This is a genomic window from Jeongeupia wiesaeckerbachi (assembly GCF_050916355.1).
Lineage (GTDB): Bacteria > Pseudomonadota > Gammaproteobacteria > Burkholderiales > Chitinibacteraceae > Jeongeupia > Jeongeupia wiesaeckerbachi.
The window spans coordinates 2,700,468-2,716,339 of the sequence record NZ_CP136946.1 but is presented as its reverse complement, the minus strand read 5'-3'; the positions used below and the strand labels follow the sequence as shown (position 1 = coordinate 2,716,339).

The 15,872-nt window shown below is 62.3% G+C and carries 18 protein-coding genes; 3 read left to right on the top strand and 15 right to left on the bottom strand.

Annotated elements, in window-relative coordinates; translation table 11 throughout:
• Positions 1-125: 125 nt before the first annotated feature.
• The 11 genes from era to rpoE all read right to left on the bottom strand — a co-directional run bounded on the left by era (position 126) and on the right by rpoE (position 9,390).
• Positions 126-1,061 carry a GTPase Era gene (era, locus tag R0382_RS13330; protein WP_432720145.1) on the bottom strand — a complete coding sequence of 312 codons (936 nt, stop codon included), beginning with the start codon at positions 1,059-1,061 and terminating at the stop codon, positions 126-128.
• 34 nt (positions 1,062-1,095) lie between these two features.
• Positions 1,096-1,797, bottom strand: a complete 702-nt coding sequence (rnc, locus tag R0382_RS13325) for a ribonuclease III (protein ID WP_432720143.1) — start codon at positions 1,795-1,797, stop codon at positions 1,096-1,098.
• A 7-nt stretch (positions 1,798-1,804) separates the two neighbouring features.
• Positions 1,805-2,167: a DUF4845 domain-containing protein gene (locus R0382_RS13320; RefSeq protein WP_432720142.1), complete on the bottom strand. Its 363-nt coding sequence runs from the start codon at positions 2,165-2,167 to the stop codon at positions 1,805-1,807.
• A gap of 35 nt (positions 2,168-2,202) precedes the next feature.
• Entirely contained in the window at positions 2,203-3,156 is a 954-nt protein-coding gene (lepB, locus tag R0382_RS13315) for a signal peptidase I (RefSeq protein ID WP_432720141.1), read from the bottom strand.
• 21 nt (positions 3,157-3,177) lie between these two features.
• Positions 3,178-4,971 carry a translation elongation factor 4 gene (gene lepA / locus R0382_RS13310; protein ID WP_432720139.1) on the bottom strand — a complete coding sequence of 598 codons (1,794 nt, stop codon included), beginning with the start codon at positions 4,969-4,971 and terminating at the stop codon, positions 3,178-3,180.
• 63 nt (positions 4,972-5,034) lie between these two features.
• Entirely contained in the window at positions 5,035-5,283 is a 249-nt protein-coding gene (locus tag R0382_RS13305; RefSeq protein ID WP_432720138.1) for a glutaredoxin family protein, read from the bottom strand.
• A complete protein-coding gene (locus R0382_RS13300) occupies positions 5,280-6,707 on the bottom strand; it encodes a DegQ family serine endoprotease (RefSeq protein ID WP_432720137.1) in 1,428 nt (475 codons plus the stop codon). The genes R0382_RS13305 and R0382_RS13300 overlap by 4 nt, the downstream gene beginning before the upstream one ends.
• A 56-nt stretch (positions 6,708-6,763) precedes the next feature.
• Entirely contained in the window at positions 6,764-7,225 is a 462-nt protein-coding gene (locus tag R0382_RS13295; RefSeq protein WP_432720136.1) for a SoxR reducing system RseC family protein, read from the bottom strand.
• A 12-nt stretch (positions 7,226-7,237) separates the two neighbouring features.
• Entirely contained in the window at positions 7,238-8,224 is a 987-nt protein-coding gene (locus tag R0382_RS13290) for a MucB/RseB C-terminal domain-containing protein (protein WP_432720134.1), read from the bottom strand.
• Positions 8,225-8,230: 6 nt separating this feature from the next.
• The gene (locus R0382_RS13285; protein ID WP_432720133.1) at positions 8,231-8,731 is read right to left on the bottom strand and encodes a sigma-E factor negative regulatory protein; all 501 of its coding nucleotides are present in this window, start codon (positions 8,729-8,731) and stop codon (positions 8,231-8,233) included.
• 47 nt (positions 8,732-8,778) lie between these two features.
• Entirely contained in the window at positions 8,779-9,390 is a 612-nt protein-coding gene (gene rpoE, locus R0382_RS13280) for an RNA polymerase sigma factor RpoE (RefSeq protein ID WP_229797425.1), read from the bottom strand.
• A gap of 196 nt (positions 9,391-9,586) precedes the next feature.
• On the opposite strand from rpoE, the gene nadB reads away from it, so the two are divergent.
• Together nadB and R0382_RS13270 are read left to right on the top strand one after the other, a co-directional pair.
• Positions 9,587-11,173, top strand: a complete 1,587-nt coding sequence (nadB, locus tag R0382_RS13275) for an L-aspartate oxidase (RefSeq protein ID WP_432720130.1) — start codon at positions 9,587-9,589, stop codon at positions 11,171-11,173.
• Positions 11,173-12,336, top strand: coding sequence for an AAA family ATPase (locus R0382_RS13270; RefSeq protein ID WP_432720129.1), 1,164 nt, complete (start codon positions 11,173-11,175; stop codon positions 12,334-12,336). Before nadB ends, R0382_RS13270 begins: the two co-directional genes overlap by 1 nt.
• 75 nt (positions 12,337-12,411) lie before the next feature.
• Here the strand turns inward: R0382_RS13270 and R0382_RS13265 are convergent, their stop codons facing one another.
• The 4 genes from R0382_RS13265 to hutW form a co-directional block, all read right to left on the bottom strand.
• Positions 12,412-12,813: a carboxypeptidase-like regulatory domain-containing protein gene (locus R0382_RS13265; protein WP_432720127.1), complete on the bottom strand. Its 402-nt coding sequence runs from the start codon at positions 12,811-12,813 to the stop codon at positions 12,412-12,414.
• Between the two features lie 166 nt (positions 12,814-12,979).
• Entirely contained in the window at positions 12,980-13,612 is a 633-nt protein-coding gene (locus R0382_RS13260; protein WP_432720125.1) for an SDR family oxidoreductase, read from the bottom strand.
• Positions 13,600-14,130 carry a heme utilization cystosolic carrier protein HutX gene (hutX, locus tag R0382_RS13255; protein WP_432720124.1) on the bottom strand — a complete coding sequence of 177 codons (531 nt, stop codon included), beginning with the start codon at positions 14,128-14,130 and terminating at the stop codon, positions 13,600-13,602. The genes R0382_RS13260 and hutX overlap by 13 nt, the downstream gene beginning before the upstream one ends.
• Before the next feature lie 18 nt (positions 14,131-14,148).
• Positions 14,149-15,492 (bottom strand): heme anaerobic degradation radical SAM methyltransferase ChuW/HutW, encoded by a 1,344-nt coding sequence (gene hutW / locus R0382_RS13250; RefSeq protein ID WP_432720123.1) that lies wholly within the window; start codon positions 15,490-15,492, stop codon positions 14,149-14,151.
• Positions 15,493-15,696: 204 nt separating this feature from the next.
• Between hutW and hemP the strand changes: the two genes are divergently transcribed.
• Positions 15,697-15,810, top strand: coding sequence for a hemin uptake protein HemP (gene hemP, locus R0382_RS13245; RefSeq protein WP_432720121.1), 114 nt, complete (start codon positions 15,697-15,699; stop codon positions 15,808-15,810).
• Positions 15,811-15,872: the final 62 nt, after the last annotated feature.

Genomic DNA, 15,872 nt, shown 5'->3' with positions numbered 1-15,872 from the left:
CCGCCTGGCGCGCAGAAACCGGCATACCCTAAAAGTACATGAGGACGCCCGAAGGAAGCCCTTCGGTGTTCGGAGCAGCAGACGAGGCCAAAATGCGCGGGCGTAGCGGCCCAATGAGACAGGCTTTATTCGAAGCCGTACTGGCGCAGCAACCGGGTATCGTCGGCCCAGCCGCTCTTGACCTTGACCCAGACCTCCAGATACACCTTGCCGTCAAACAGCTTTTCCATGTCCTGGCGCGCCTCGGTGCCGATGCGCTTGAGCTTCTCGCCGTTCTTGCCGATCAGCATCGCCTTCTGGCTGTCACGGTCGACCAGCACCGCGGCATAAATGCGCTTGAGCGTGCGGCCGTCCTTCATTTCCTCTTCGTCGAATTTCTCGATTTCGACGGTGATCGCATACGGCAGTTCGTCACCCATCATCCGGAAGATCTTCTCGCGGATGATTTCAGCGGCCAGGAAGCGCTCGCTGCGATCGGTGACTTGGTCTTCTTCATACATCGGCGCCGAATGCGGCAGCAGCGGCTCGATCGCCTGAAGCAGCACGTCGAGCTTCTGCTTCTTCTGCGCCGAGATCGGCACGATGGCTGTGAAGTCGTGCTTCTGCGCCACCGATTCGATAAAGGGCAGTAGTGCAGCCTTGTCCTCGATCTCGTCGACCTTGTTGACGACCAGCAGCACAGCCTGATCCTTCGGCAACAGCTTCAGCACGTCCTCGTCCTGCGGCGTGAAGCGGCCAGCTTCAACGACGAACAGGATCGCATCGACGTCGGCCAGTGTCGTCGTCACGCTGCGGTTCATCGCCTGGTTCAGCGCATTGCGGTAACGCGTCTGAAAACCCGGGGTATCGACGAAGACGAACTGGGCCGTTTCATTGGTCAACACGCCGGTAATCCGGTGGCGCGTGGTTTGCGCCTTGCGCGAGGTGATGCTCACCTTCATGCCGATCAGATGGTTCATCAGCGTCGATTTGCCGACGTTCGGCCGGCCGATGATGGCGACAAAGCCGCAGCGATAGTCTTCGGCCGCCGATTCTTCCGGCAGCATCAATTCTTCAGTCATGGAATTCTCCGTGCAGGGCGCAGGGCCCTGCAGCTTAGAGGCGCTTGCCCGGGTGACGTTCCCGCAGCAGCGCCAGTGCCGCCGCAGCGGCTTGTTGTTCGGCATTGCGCCGGCTTGGACCTTCGGCGCGCGCTTCGACCTGCAAACCACGGACGAGGCACACCACCTCGAACAACTGGTTGGGCGACTCGCCTTCCTGACGGGCCAGCACATATTCGGGCAAGGGCTGGCGGCGCGCCTGCAGCCACTCCTGCAACCCGGTTTTCGGATCCTTCAACGCCTGCGCCGGATCGATTTTTGCGACCCTTGACGCAAACAGCATCGAAATCACCCGCTCGGCTTCGCTAAAGCCGCCATCGAACCAGATGGCACCGAAGATCGCTTCGAGCGCATCGGCCAGAATCGACGGCCGACGGTGGCCACCACTCTTGAGCTCACCTTCGCCCAGCGATAGATAGTCACCGAGCTGCATCTCGCTGGCCACGTCGGCCAGCGCCTCCTGGCGGACCAGGCTGGCGCGCAAGCGCGACAACTCGCCTTCGGTGAGCTGTGGAAACGCCAGATACAGCGTGCGGGCGATGACGGCGTTCAGGATGCCGTCGCCGACGAATTCCAGACGCTCATTGTGCGTCGATGAATAACTGCGATGCGTCAGCGCCTGCTTGAGGCGTTGCGGCTCCTGAAATGAATAACCGAGCACCTTCATCAGGCGCTCGGCAGGCAAAACAACAGACATTGAGGGTTTACTCGGCGCCGGAACCGGCTGCCTCCACGTTGAAATCAAACAATAGGCTGATGTTGGCGACGACCGGCACGACTTTTTCATAGCCGACGCTGATCGAGGTCTTGCCACCGGCCGGAACGATCTGCAGGTCCTTGCCCGAGACCGCCTTGATGTCGCTGATATTGGCGTGCTTGTCGAAGGATTCGCGGATCGCCGCCGGCGGCTGGGTCCCCTGATCCTTGGCAACGCTGGCGACGGCCTTTTTGACGTTGAAGTACTCGACATACGCCGGCACCACTTTGAAAAAGACCACGGCCGCCGCCGCGACAAAGCCCGCGATGATGATGAAGCCGAAAAAGGACAAACCGCGTTGCGTACGCATTGGTGAATCTCCCCGTTCTCGTCCGGTAGGCCGGATCACTGGATTTTGGTGCCGATGCGGCTCAGTTGCTTGAAGTTGAACCACACCAGGAACGCCTTGCCGACAATGTACTTGTCCGGCACGAAGCCCCAGTAGCGGCTGTCGGCACTGTGGTCGCGGTTGTCACCCATCATGAAATAGTAGCCGTCGGGCACCTTGCAGCTGAAGCCCTCGTCATCATAGCGGCAGTTTTCGCGGAACGGAAAATCACGCACTTCGGCGAGATTCACTTCCGGCACATCCATTTGCAGTGTGTTGTAGATGTGCTCGCCAAGCTTTTCGGTGTATTGCTGGTTGTCGATCAGGTACACGCCTTCGGTGTATTGCAGCTGCCCGGCCTCCTGCGTCGGCACCGGCTTGCCATTGACCGTCAACTTCTTGCCGCGATACTCGATCGTGTCGCCCGGCGTACCGATCACTCGCTTGATGTAGTCGATCGACGGCTTTTCCGGGTAGTTGAACACCATCACATCGCCCGGCTGAGGCTTGCCGACGTGCACGACCACATCGTTCAGGATCGGCATGCGGATACCGTAGGCAAACTTGTTCACCAGAATGAAGTCGCCGACGATCAATCCCGGACGCATCGAACTCGACGGAATCTGGTACGGCTCGACCAGGAACGAGCGCAGCAGGAAAACGGCGAGGATGACCGGAAAGAAACCCCGGCCGTACTCGACCCAATCCGAAGGCCGTGCTTCGCCGCGTTTTCTGGCGAGGACAAATTTGTCGATACCCCAGACCACGCCGGTCACCAGCACGAAGATCAACAGCGCCGCAGCGATCGAGAACAGCTGCACCAGCAGGATGAAGGCGCCGACGATGGCGGAAAGGAAACCGTATTGCACCAGTTGCGGCGGTTCGTTGTTCTTGCGTTCGTGCTTGGCGCCAAGGCCAATCAGCGCCGGGCCGAGAATGAGCAGAATGACGCCGATCACATACCAGTTCATGCAGTTTCCCTTGTTGCCTTGTTATTTGTCACTGACTTGCAGGATGGCGAGGAATGCCTCCTGCGGGATTTCCACGTTGCCGACCTGCTTCATGCGCTTCTTGCCCGCTTTCTGCTTCTCGAGCAGTTTCTTCTTACGGGTAATGTCGCCGCCGTAGCACTTGGCCAGCACGTCCTTGCGCATTGCCTTGACGTTTTCACGCGCGATGATGGTGCCACCGATCGCCGCCTGCACCGCCACGTCGTACATCTGGCGCGGAATCAGCTCGCGCATCTTGCTGACGAGTTCGCGACCGCGATAAACACTGGTGCTGCGGTGAACGATCAGGCTCAACGCATCGACCTTGTCACCGTTGACGAGCACATCGAGCTTGACCAGATCGGCCGCCAGGAATTCCTTGAACTCGTAATCGAGCGACGCGTAACCGCGCGACACCGATTTGAGCTTGTCGAAGAAGTCCATCACCACTTCGGCCATCGGCATGTCGTAGGTCAGCATGACCTGACGACCCATGTATTGCATATTGCGCTGCGCACCGCGCTTCTGATTGCACAGCGTCATCACCGCGCCAACATAGTCCTGCGGCACGAGGATGGTCGCCGTGATGATCGGCTCGCGGATTTCCTCGAACTTGGTCTGCTCGGGCAGTTTGGACGGGTTTTCGATGTGCGTGATGGTGCCGTCTTTGAGCACCAGCTCGTACACCACGGTCGGCGCCGTGGTGATGAGGTCCATGTCGAACTCGCGCTCCAGGCGTTCCTGGACGATTTCGAGGTGCAAGAGACCCAGGAAGCCGCAACGGAAACCAAAGCCCAGCGCCTGCGATACCTCGGGTTCGAACGCCAGTGCGGCGTCGTTGAGCTTGAGCTTGGTCAGCGAATCCCGCAGCGACTCGTAATCGTGCGATTCGATCGGATACAGACCCGCGAACACCTGCGACTTCACTTCCTTGAAACCCGGTAGCGGTGCGGCAGCCGGGGTCTTGGCGATGGTGATCGTATCGCCGACCTTGGCCGATGCCAGCTCCTTGATGCCGGCAATCACAAAGCCGACCTCGCCGGCGCGCAGCACATCGCGCTGCACCGATTTCGGCGTAAACACGCCGACCTGTTCGCACAGGTGCTGTGCCTTGGTCGACATGAAGAGAATTTTGTCTTTCGGACGAATTTCGCCGTCGACGACACGCACCAGCATCACCACGCCGACGTAGTTGTCAAACCACGAGTCGATGATCAGCGCCTTGAGCGGACCTTCCGGATTGCCCTTGGGCGGCGGGATCTTGCTGATCACCTCTTCCAGAATGTCCTCGATACCGATACCCGACTTGGCCGACGCGCGCACCGCATCGGCGGCTTCGATGCCGATGATGTCTTCGATTTCCTGCGCCACGCGCTCGGGTTCGGCCGCGGGCAGGTCGATCTTGTTCAGCACCGGGCGCACTTCGACGCCAAGTTCGATCGCGGTGTAGCAGTTGGCAACCGTCTGTGCCTCAACGCCTTGCGAGGCGTCGACGACCAGCAGCGCGCCTTCGCACGCCGACAGCGAACGGCTGACTTCGTAGCTGAAGTCAACGTGCCCCGGGGTGTCGATCAGGTTCAGATTGTAGACCTTGCCGTCGCGCGCCTTGTACTGCAACGCCGCCGTCTGGGCCTTGATGGTGATGCCGCGCTCTTTCTCGATATCCATCGAGTCGAGCACCTGGGCACTCATCTCGCGCATATCGAGACCGCCGCAGAACTGGATGAATCGGTCTGCCAGCGTCGATTTGCCGTGGTCGATGTGAGCGATGATGGAGAAATTGCGGATGTGATCCATAGAACCTGTTGTTACGAAAAAAGGGCACGCCGTGCGTGCCCTGTATCAGCCAATCGACTGATTTTACCGGATTTTCGCCCGCCAATCATCCAGCGCCTGCACATCGAGGCGATAGTGGCAGATTTCAGCCCCCTCCTCGGTCGCCAGCACCGGCACCAGTTCGCCATACAAGGCCTCGAGCGCGTCATTGTCGTCGATGTCGACCCACTCGACGACAAAGCCATGCTGCGCGGCCAAAGGCTGCAACTGGTCGCGCATGGTCAGGCACAGGCCGCAGTATTCGCGGCCGTACAGCTTGAGCAATGGCCTCACTTGGCCGGCGCCGTCATCGAAATGAAGATCGTCGCACCGTCGCGCATCACCCGCAGCGCCACCGACTCGCCCGACCTCACCGCGCTCAGCATCTGGCGCAGTTGCTGCATGCTGGTAATGTCGGTGCCGCCAACGCCAATGATCACGTCGCCACGCATCAGCCCGGCCTTGGCCGAAGCCCCGGTCGCGGACTGGATGGCCAGGCCGTACTTGAGCCCCAGCGCCTTCAATTGTTGCGGCGCCAGCTCACGCAAGACCAGACCGAAGCGCTGGCTGTCTTCCTGCTGCGCCGATCCGCCCTTGTATTCGCGCGCCTTGTTCGGCCCTTCGGCGCTGTCGAGCAGGCCGATGGTGACCGGCAATTCGCGCGCGGCGCGATCACGCCAGATGCCGATCTTGACCGTCGCCCCGGGTTTGGTTGCAGTGACGAAGCGTGGCAGATCACCGGTGTTGTTGATCGGCTGGCCGTTGTACTTGAGCACGACGTCACCCGGCTTCAGGCCTGCTTTGGCCGCCGGGCCATCCTTGTCGACCGACGACACCAGCGCACCATTGGTGTTCGGCAGGCCGAAGGTCTTGGCCAGATCTTCGTTCAGATCCTGCACCGCCACACCAATGCGGCCACGAGTCACCTTGCCGGTTGCCTTGAGTTCGTCGGCCACCTTCATGGCCACATCGATCGGAATCGAGAACGACAAGCCCATGTAGCCGCCCGAGCGGCTGTAGATCTGCGAATTGATGCCGACGACCTGGCCGTTCATATTGAACAGCGGACCACCCGAATTGCCCGGATTGATCGCGACGTCGGTCTGAATGAAAGGCACGAAGGTTTCATCCGGCAGGTTACGACCCTTGGCCGACACGATACCGGCGGTCACGCTGTTTTCCAGCCCGAACGGCGCACCGATGGCCACGACCCACTCACCGACCTTGAGGGCTTCGCTATCGCCGAGGTCGACCTTCGGCAGGCCGGCTGCGTCGACCTTGAGCAAGGCCACGTCGGTCCGCGCGTCCGAACCGATGACCTTGGCCTTGAACTCGCGCTTGTCGGTCAGCTTGACCTTGATTTCGTCCGCATCGGCGACGACATGGGCATTGGTCAGGATGTAACCGCTACCATCGATGATGAAACCCGAACCCAGCGACTGCACCTGACGTTCACGCGGCGCGCCCGGCTGTTGCGGCAGCGCGCCCGGCGGCACCGGGAAACCGAAGCGGCGGAACAGGTCCAGCACATCGTCATCGGCATTCCATTGCTGCTGCGCCGGTTCGCGCACCTTGCCGGTGGTCGAGATATTCACGACGGCCTTGCCTTCTTTTTCGACAAGTTGCGTGAAATCAGGCAGGCCGGATACCGCCGCCGCGTTTGCGGTACCGAAACCCAGCGTCAACACCCCGGCTGCAAGCCAGCGAGTCATCTTCATGGTCAATCACCCAGTATTTTGAGAATGAAACAGACACAACGTTGAAATGAAACAGCCTAATCGGCAGATGCGCAGCTGCGCGGCGGTGGCATTTGGCCATGGCGGGACACAATGACCGGACCCTGATCGGCAACGCGATGCCGCGTCAGCCGCAGCCACGCAAATGAGCCGCAAAAGCCGATCGCGGCGCCGGCCACTTCGGCCAGCGGCACGCCGGTGCCCACGAATCGGCCGATCAATGCACCGAGCAACATCGCCAACAGCGGGAGACCGTAAGCCCAGAAGGCCGACTGCAACAGCGTACGTTCTGCGACGGCCACTTTGACATACTCCCCTTCCTTGGCGCCAAGGGGATTATTAACGCGGTATTGCTGCTGCGCCTGACCGAACATGCGGCTGATCGCCACCGAGCGGCAGCCGGTCTGCGGATCGCAATTACCGCAAGGCGTATGCGGACGAATGACGACCCAGGCGTGCGATGCATCGGTCCGGACAACCTGTGCTTCGGTGTCAATCATCGCGACCAGGCGTTACTTGTCGCCGCCGCGCGGACTGAAGGCCTGACTGAAGGCCTGCACCGTGTCGGGGGGGACTTCGCCCAGCGCGGTGACCATATAGCCACCCGTCTGGCGTGAATAGAGACTGATGCCGTTCTGCTGCGTCAGCCCCTGCGGCATGCGTGGATCGATCGGCTCGATGAACACCGACACCGTTACCAGTCCGTCACCATAGAGATAATGCAGCACCGGCTTGTTTTTGCCCGGCAGATTGCGCTTGAGCTGGCGGAACAGTCTGAAGCCGGGCGGCAAATCGTTGATCTGCCAGTGCGGATCGGCGACCGGGGTTTGCGGCAATTGTTCAAGCACCACCGGCCGCACCGGATTCACCGGCTTGAGCAGGCGCTTGTCGAGCGCGCCACCGATATTGATCTGCGAGAACGAGAAGACTTCGGTGACTTCACGGCGCGCACCGTACATGACCGTCTTGAGCATCAAGCCGCTGCCTGTGTCGATCCAGTAGCGATGCGGGAAACGGTAACGGTCACGTGGCTCGAAATCATAGATGTCGGCATCCAGCCCGGCGACACGCTCACGGCCGATCTTGCGGATCTGGTAGTTGCCGAGCAACTCATCCGCCTGATCCGGAAACTGCCTTGGAAACATCTTCGAGGTGTGGCGCCGGTCCAGCGTGACCGGTCGGGCGTCGGGGGTGAACACGCTGATCAGGTCACCGTGGCGCAGATATTCGAGCTGCGGCCCATCCAGCGATTCGCGTCGCTCGACATCGGATCCGCCACCACCCTGGTGGAAGACCCGATAGCTCTGCATGAAGTTGTGCCGCTGCTGAATGTAGATGCCCTGAAAGGTCAGGGTCTTGGGCGCTTCGGTGACGCGATGGACGAGCTGATTGGCCTGTGCTTGGTCGAGCAGCTCACCCGGTGGTGCTGCAAGCGCGGAAAGCGAGGATCCTGCGAACAGCAGACTACCGGCAAAGAGCCACCCCTTCAGTTTCATCATTGACGTTTATCGTTGTGGAACTTGATAGGAAATCGAGACCATATCCTGGCCGGCGAAAGGGCTGCCCGCGTCTTCACGATGGGCAACCAGGTAATCATGGATGCGGTCGGCATCTACATTTGCAGTCGTCTCGTTGCTGGCCACCCGCTCGATCGCGGCCGGCGCACCGGGCAACGGTGCTGTCGCACCCATGCCGCCGGTGTAGGCCTGCCAGCTTGCAACGCCGACAAACGCGATGGAAGCGGCGGCCGAGAACGGCACGAGGGCACGCTTGAGGAAGGAGCGCTTGCGCTTCAGCGCATGCGGTGCGATCACCACCGGCTCGGCAGCCAAGCGCGCCGAGAAGCGCGTCATGAAATCGGGGGAAAGGATCGGATGATCGTGCATGGCATCACTGATCAGTTGCCAGTCTTGCAGATCCTGCGTCAGCTCGCCGTCGGCGCCCAACTGCCTCAGCACCGCGGCGCCGGCCGCAGTATCCAGCTCGCTGTCGATCAGCGCGGACAAATGCTCTTTCATATCGATTTCCTTCATTCGCGTTATGTCCTGAGCCTTTACCAGCGGCGGTCCTTGCCGACCGTTGCCAGAAGAGGCCGCAGTTTAGTCGCGATCGCTTCGCGCGCTCTGAAAATTCGCGAGCGAACCGTACCGATCGGACAATTCATCACGCTGGAGATCTCCTCGTACGACAGGCCTTCCATCTCGCGCAGCGTGATGGCGGTTCGCAACTCCTCAGGGAGCGCATCAACCGCCTCGTTCACCGTAGAGACAATCTGACGATTCGATAGTTCAGACTCTGGCGTATGAAAGTCCGGTATTTGTGCCGCGGCATCGAGGGTCTCGCCCTCCTCGTCCTCGTAATCCATCGCCAGCTGCGGGCGCCGGCCCATCGATGCGAGGTAGTTCTTCGCAGTATTGATCGCAATCCGGTAAAGCCAAGTGTAAAACGCCGATTCGCCCCGGAAGGACGGCAGGGCGCGATACGCCTTGATGAATGCCTCCTGTGCGACATCCTCGATTTCGGCCGGATCGCGAATCAGGCGCGACAGGAGACGGGCAATCCGGCGCTGATACTTGATCACCAGCAGCTCGAACGCCCGCTTGTCGCCGGCTTGTGCCCGGGCGACGAGTTCCGAGTCGAGTTCCCGTTCCGTCCGTTGTTCCAATGCGTACTCCGTGTTCGGCCTGCGCGCTGTTTAGCACAGTTGAATCGGCCAAGTGGGGACGATTCCACCCATTTCAAGCCATAAGGCGGCGGCGCGGCCGGATTGTGCCCGCGGCACCCCGGCCGTGCAAGCTGCAGCGGCGCCAAGCTCTGATGTAACATTTGCCGTTGATTCTGACTTTACGGCGTAAGTGACGATGCGGCAATTCGACGTACTGATTATTGGCAGCGGTCTGGGTGGCATGACCATCGCGCTGCACCTGGCCGACAAGCTCAAGGTCGGCCTCGTCACCAAGCGCGAACTGCGCGACGGCGGCAGTGGCTGGGCCCAGGGCGGTATTGCCGCGGTGCTCGACGATCAGGACAGCATCGAGCTGCACATCAAGGACACGCTGGTTGCCGGTGCCGGGCTGTGCGAAGCCGAATCGACCCGCTTCATCGTCGAGCATTCGAAAGAGGCGATCGACTGGCTGATCGCCATGGGCGTGCCGTTCACGCGCGATGAATCCGGCGAGACCAACTATCACGGCTACCACCTGACGCGAGAAGGCGGTCACAGCCACCGGCGCATCATCCACGCCGCCGACGCCACTGGCGCCGCGGTCGTCGACACGCTGGCGACCAAGGTTGCGGCCCATCCGAATATCACCGTGCTCGAACACCATATCGCGCTCGACCTGATCACCGACGCCAAGCTAGGCAAGAACGGCGGCGCCAATCGCTGCCACGGCGCCTACATCTACGATATCGACGCCGACCGCGTCGATACCGTGCTGGCGCAGCACACGGTGCTGGCCACCGGCGGTGCCGGCAAGGTCTACCTGTATACGACCAACCCGGACGTGGCGACCGGCGACGGCATCGCCATGGGTTGGCGCGCCGGTTGTAAGGTGGCGAACATGGAATTCATCCAGTTCCACCCTACTTGCCTCTATCACCCGCACGCCAAATCGTTTCTGATTACCGAAGCGGTGCGTGGCGAAGGCGGCATCCTGCGCCTGCCGGACGGCACCCGCTTCATGCCCAACCACGACGAGCGCGCCGAGCTGGCGCCACGTGACGTGGTCGCACGCGCCATCGACTTCGAGATGAAGAAAGGCGGTTTCGACTGCGTGTATCTGGACATCAGCTACAAGCCGTCGAAGTTCGTCAAAGAGCATTTCCCGAACATCTATCAGCGCTGCCTCGAACTCGGCATCGACATCACCAAGCAACCGATCCCGGTCGTGCCTGCCGCGCACTACACCTGCGGCGGTCTGGTCGTCGATCGCGCCGGCCGCACCGATGTCGACGGGCTGTATGGCGTCGGCGAAGTCAGCTATACCGGCCTGCACGGCGCCAACCGGCTCGCCAGCAATTCGCTGCTCGAATGCATGGTGATCGGCAAGGCCGCAGCCGAGGACATCCTCGCCGCGCCGAAGCATACCCAGCCGGCAGTAGCCGAATGGGACGAAAGCCGGGTGACCGATCCGGACGAAGAAGTCGTCATTGCCCACAACTGGGACGAGCTGCGTCGCTTCATGTGGGATTACGTCGGCATCGTCCGCACCAACAAGCGGCTCGAACGCGCCCAGCACCGGATCGAGCTGCTGCAGCATGAAATCAACGATTACTACAGCAACTTCCGCGTCTCGAACGACCTGATCGAGCTGCGCAACCTGGTTACCACCGCCGAGCTGATCGTCCGCTCGGCCTTGGCGCGCAAGGAAAGTCGCGGCCTGCATTACAGCCGGGATTACCCGGGCCTGCTCACCGAATCCAAGCCGACCGTACTCGTGCCCTGATGCTGACGACGCTCGCGATCGCCAATTACCGCTCGCTGCGCCAGCTGATCCTGCCGCTCGGGCGCCTGAACGTCATCACCGGCGCCAACGGCAGCGGCAAATCCAATCTGTACCGCGCACTGCGGCTGCTGGCCGAAACGGCGCAGGGCCGGGTGATTCCGTCGCTGGCACGCGAAGGCGGCCTGCCGTCGACGCTGTGGGCCGGGCCGGAAACGATTTCGCGCGCGATGCGCCGTGGCGAGGCCGTCGTACAAGGCACGGTACGCAACGAACCGGTCCATCTGCGGCTGGGCTTTGCCAGCGACGACTTCGGCTACGCGATCGACATCGGCATGCCCGAACCGGTGCCGAACACCCTGTTCGGCCTCGACCCCGAAATCAAGCGCGAATGCCTGTGGGCCGGGCCGATCCTGCGCCCGGCCGCCGTGCTGGCCGACCGTCACGGGCCGCTGGTGAAAGTACGCGACAACCGCGACTGGCGCGTACTGACCCGCAATATCGCCGGCTTCGACAGCATGATGCTGCAGTGCGCCGACCCGGTACTCGCGCCGGAAGTGCTGCGCTTGCGCGAACAGATGCGTTCGTGGCGCTTTTACGACCATTTCCGTACCGATGCCGACGCACCGGCTCGGCAGACGCAGATCGGCACGCGCACGCCGGTCCTGGGCCACGACGGTAGTGATCTTGCCGCGGCGTTGCAGACCATCATCGAGATCGGTGACGAGGATGCGCTGCACACCGCGATCGACGACGCCTTTCCGGGCTCGCAGATTCATATCCCGCCGGAGCGCGGCCGTTTCAGCATCCAGATGCGCCAGCACGGCTTGCTGCGCCCGCTTTCAAGCGCCGAGCTGTCCGACGGCACGCTGCGCTACCTGCTGCTGGTCGCTGCGCTGCTGACGCCGCGCCCACCGGCACTGCTGGTACTGAACGAACCCGAGACCAGCCTGCACCCCGATCTGCTGCCGGCGCTGGCGCGGCTGATCCAGCGCGCCGCGCGCGACACCCAGGTCATTGTCGTCTCGCACGCCGCCCGGCTGATCGCCGCACTGGAACGCCACGGCGACTGCAATTCGCTGATGCTGGAAAAGGATTTCGGTGAAACGCAGATCACCGGTCTAGAAGACCTGGCCCGACCGCCGTGGCAGTGGGCAACGCGATAGCGCGTACAGCCCATACACCGATGCATGGTCCCAACCGGCACGAAAAACCGGCCCTCGGGCCGGCTCTTATCCCGACTACCAGCGGAAAGTGGTTTGCTTGCCGCCCTTGGTGCCGACTTGCAGCAGACGGGTCTGTGTCCTGCCGTCGTTGCTTGCGCTGACGCTGTAGCGGCCGGTCGGCAGATTGGCGTAGAAATACGGGCCATTGGACCGGGCATCGAGCACCGTCTCGCCCCGCGCGTTTTTGACCGCGACCTGCGTCCCGCTGAGGTAATGGCCGTCACGGTCAACGAATAGCAGATGCAGGTTATAGCTTTTCTGCATCGACTTGAGCGCCGTCATTTCTTCGTCGCCGACGCCGCCGCTCACGTACGACACATTGCCGTGCGTTTGCACCGGCAACAGCTCGGTCCACGCCGGCGCAGCAAGCAGCGCGGTCAGCAGGCCAATGGCGAATGTGCACTGAACTCGGGTCATACGAACCTCCTTGTCGCTATAAAAGCGATCCGGGGCGCTGCTGACAGCTGCCCCTATATCAAGTAGGAGCCCGAGCACGGTGAAAGGTTGCAGAGACATGCGGGCACGGCGGCCCAGCCGGAAGGATGGAGTCAGTCCGCGCCAGCCGCCTTGCCGAGACGGCGACTCAGGCCGGGCAAGCCGGATCGACAACGCTGATCGCGCGGCCGACGGTGGCCGGGTCGGCCAGGCAATCGAGCACCACGGCGGCCACGTCGGCGCGGCGGACGAAACCGTGCGCCTCGGCATTTTCGATCCACTGCGGGTTACCCAATGCCGGGCCGTCGCGCAGACCACCGGGGCGGATGATCGTGTGATCAAGGCCGCTGGTGCGCAGCCACGCTTCGGCCAGCGTTTTTTCGCGTACCGCGCCGCCGAAGCCCTTGCGTGAACGCTCGGACAGATGCGGCCAGGTTTCGCTGCCGCCAAGCGACGTAACCAGCACCAACCGCTGCAAGCCGGCCCGTTCGGCCGCATCGATCACATTGCGGTTGCCAAGGTAATCGACCGGGACACCGGGGCCGAAGCTGCCCAGCGTCGTCACCACCTCGGTATCGGCAGCCAGCCCGGCCATTGCCGCAGCGACGGCGTTCGCATCGAGTGCATCGCCGCGCACGACCTCGACGCCGATGGCCTCGAGCGCCGTCGCGTCGCTTCCCTCACGCAGCAACGCCCGCACCGCCCGCCCCTGCCCCCTTGCCTGCTTGGCCACTTCCAGCCCGACACCATGACTGGCACCGAATACGATCAATCCCCGCACGATCCTTCTCCCTTGCAAGCGCCGCAGCATCCCGCAGCCAAAGCGCGGAAGCGTACCAGCTGTTCGGCATCCAGGCTTTTGTCCTTGTTGCGGCGGACGAAGACCTTGTACATCGCCTCGCCGTCCGGGTTGAAGAAAATCAGGCTCGCCGTCGCCAAACCCATGAACGGCCGCTCGACCAGCGCAATCGTGCGGCAACGGTCGGCGCGGATGTGGCCGCTGAGCGCACCACCGCCGCGCAGGTTGAAAAAGCCGTGCGCCGACCGGCCGACCGGCACGCGGCCATGGAATTCGAGGATGGCATCGGCACTGTGCGTCAGCAGCGTCACGTCGCCCCAGCCGCTGATGTCGGCCATCACCTCGGAAAATCGTTCGCCGGGCAACAGCGTGCGCATGGCTTCGGGCAAGACGGTGACGACGTCGAGCAGGCTGGCGTTGTACTCGCTGGCCAGTTGCTCAAGGATGCCGTCGGCATCGGCGGCAAGGCGTTCGGCAAGGCTCAGGTGCAGGGCATTCATGGCAGGGACTCCGGAAGGTCAGGCCGCAAGGACGGCGGCGGGATGAGGTTGGGTCACGAACTGCGGGACCAGCTCGTTCAGCGCTGCGTGCAGGTTGTTGGCCCAGAAACGGCCGCGCGGCGTCAGCCGCAACACCGGGCCGGCATCGGCCAGCAGGCCGGTCTGGTGCCAGTTGGCGATCAGCGGCGACAACGATTCGACGAGGGACGGGCCGTCATCGAGTGGCAGCGCATACAGATCGAGCCGGCCACGCTCGATACCGCCGGTCACGGCTTCGCGTATCGGCTGCCAGGCGTCGCTTTGCGCCAGATGCGCCAGCGGCTTGCAGCCGGCGTCGCACTTTTCCTCGTAGCTGGCTAGCGAGCTGTCGACGACATAGCTGATGCCGTGCGCGCTACCGCCGCCACCGGAGCCGAAGGCCAGACAATCGGCGCCATCCTTGATCAGCTGGTTGTACAGATTGCGCTCACGCGTCGTCCGCGCCCAATGGCTGTTCGACAGCTGCCGCCAGCCCGCTTCGGCCAGCCGGTCGAGCCCGGCGAGATACATGCGCTGGCGTGCCTGTGGCGTCGACAGGCTGCGACGCTGCAACTCGACCGCTTTCGATAGCGGCGTCGTCGGCAGCAGATTCAGCGCGTAGAGATCAACGCCGTCGAGCGGCAACGCACAGACCGTTTCCAGATCGCGCGCCCACACGTCGTCATCCTGATCGGGCAGGCCGAAGATCAGATCGCAGACCACTGCGGCGCGATCGCGCGCGGCCAGCGATTCGAGGAAGGCAATCGCCTGATCGCGGCTGGCCTGTCGGCCCAGCCGTTGCCGCACCCGGGTATCGAAACTTTGCACGCCGATCGAAAAGCGGTTGGCGCCAGCGTCGAGGCAGGCGTCGATCCGCGCCGCATCGAAATGGCGAATCCGCCCTTCGACGGTGATCTCGGCGTCGGGCGCCAGCGGCAGATACCTGCGCAAGGCGGTGATCAGCCGGGCCAGATCGGTGGCGGCCAGCGCCGACGGCGTACCACCGCCCAGATAAACCGCGTGGATCGGCGCGCGCTGCACCAGCGGCGTCCCGGCCTCGCGCTCGATCTCGGCGATCAGCCGGTCCGTATACGGGCGGGAAGCCTCTTCCTCCCAGCGGTTTTGATAGAAGCCGCAGAACAGGCAGTGGTTGGCGCAGAACGGCACATGCACGTAAGCCAGCCCCTTACGACCCTGGCGCGGGCTGGCCTGCAGGCGCCGCCATGTCGCGGCATATTCGGACGGATCGATCGGGGTTCGATGGCGCCATGGCATGACCAGGTCACGCTTGGGAAACGCCAGTTCACCCTCCTCGGCGAACCAGGCGCTGAGATCTGCGGACATGCAGGCTCCTGAGCGGTTGCAAAACATGTCCATCAAGCTAATCGATAACAATTCTCGTTACATTGATTAAGCAAAGATGTTTGATTTAACGCAGATGAGCAACACCTCGTAAGTATTCATTGTGGATGAGAATAGTTCGCGTTAGTATTCTCACCTATGAACAAGCCGACGCCCACGACCACACCGTCCACGCCGACCCTTCCGGTGCTCAGTAGCACGCAGTTGCTGCAAGGGCAACGTGCCGTCGTGATCGACCACAACGGCGAGCGTTACACCCTGAGCAAAACCCGCCAGGGCAAGCTGATTCTGACCAAGTAACGAGAAATGAGCAGGCCGCAGCCATCGCGGCCAACAACCTCACGCATGCCAGCCAGTAGGCG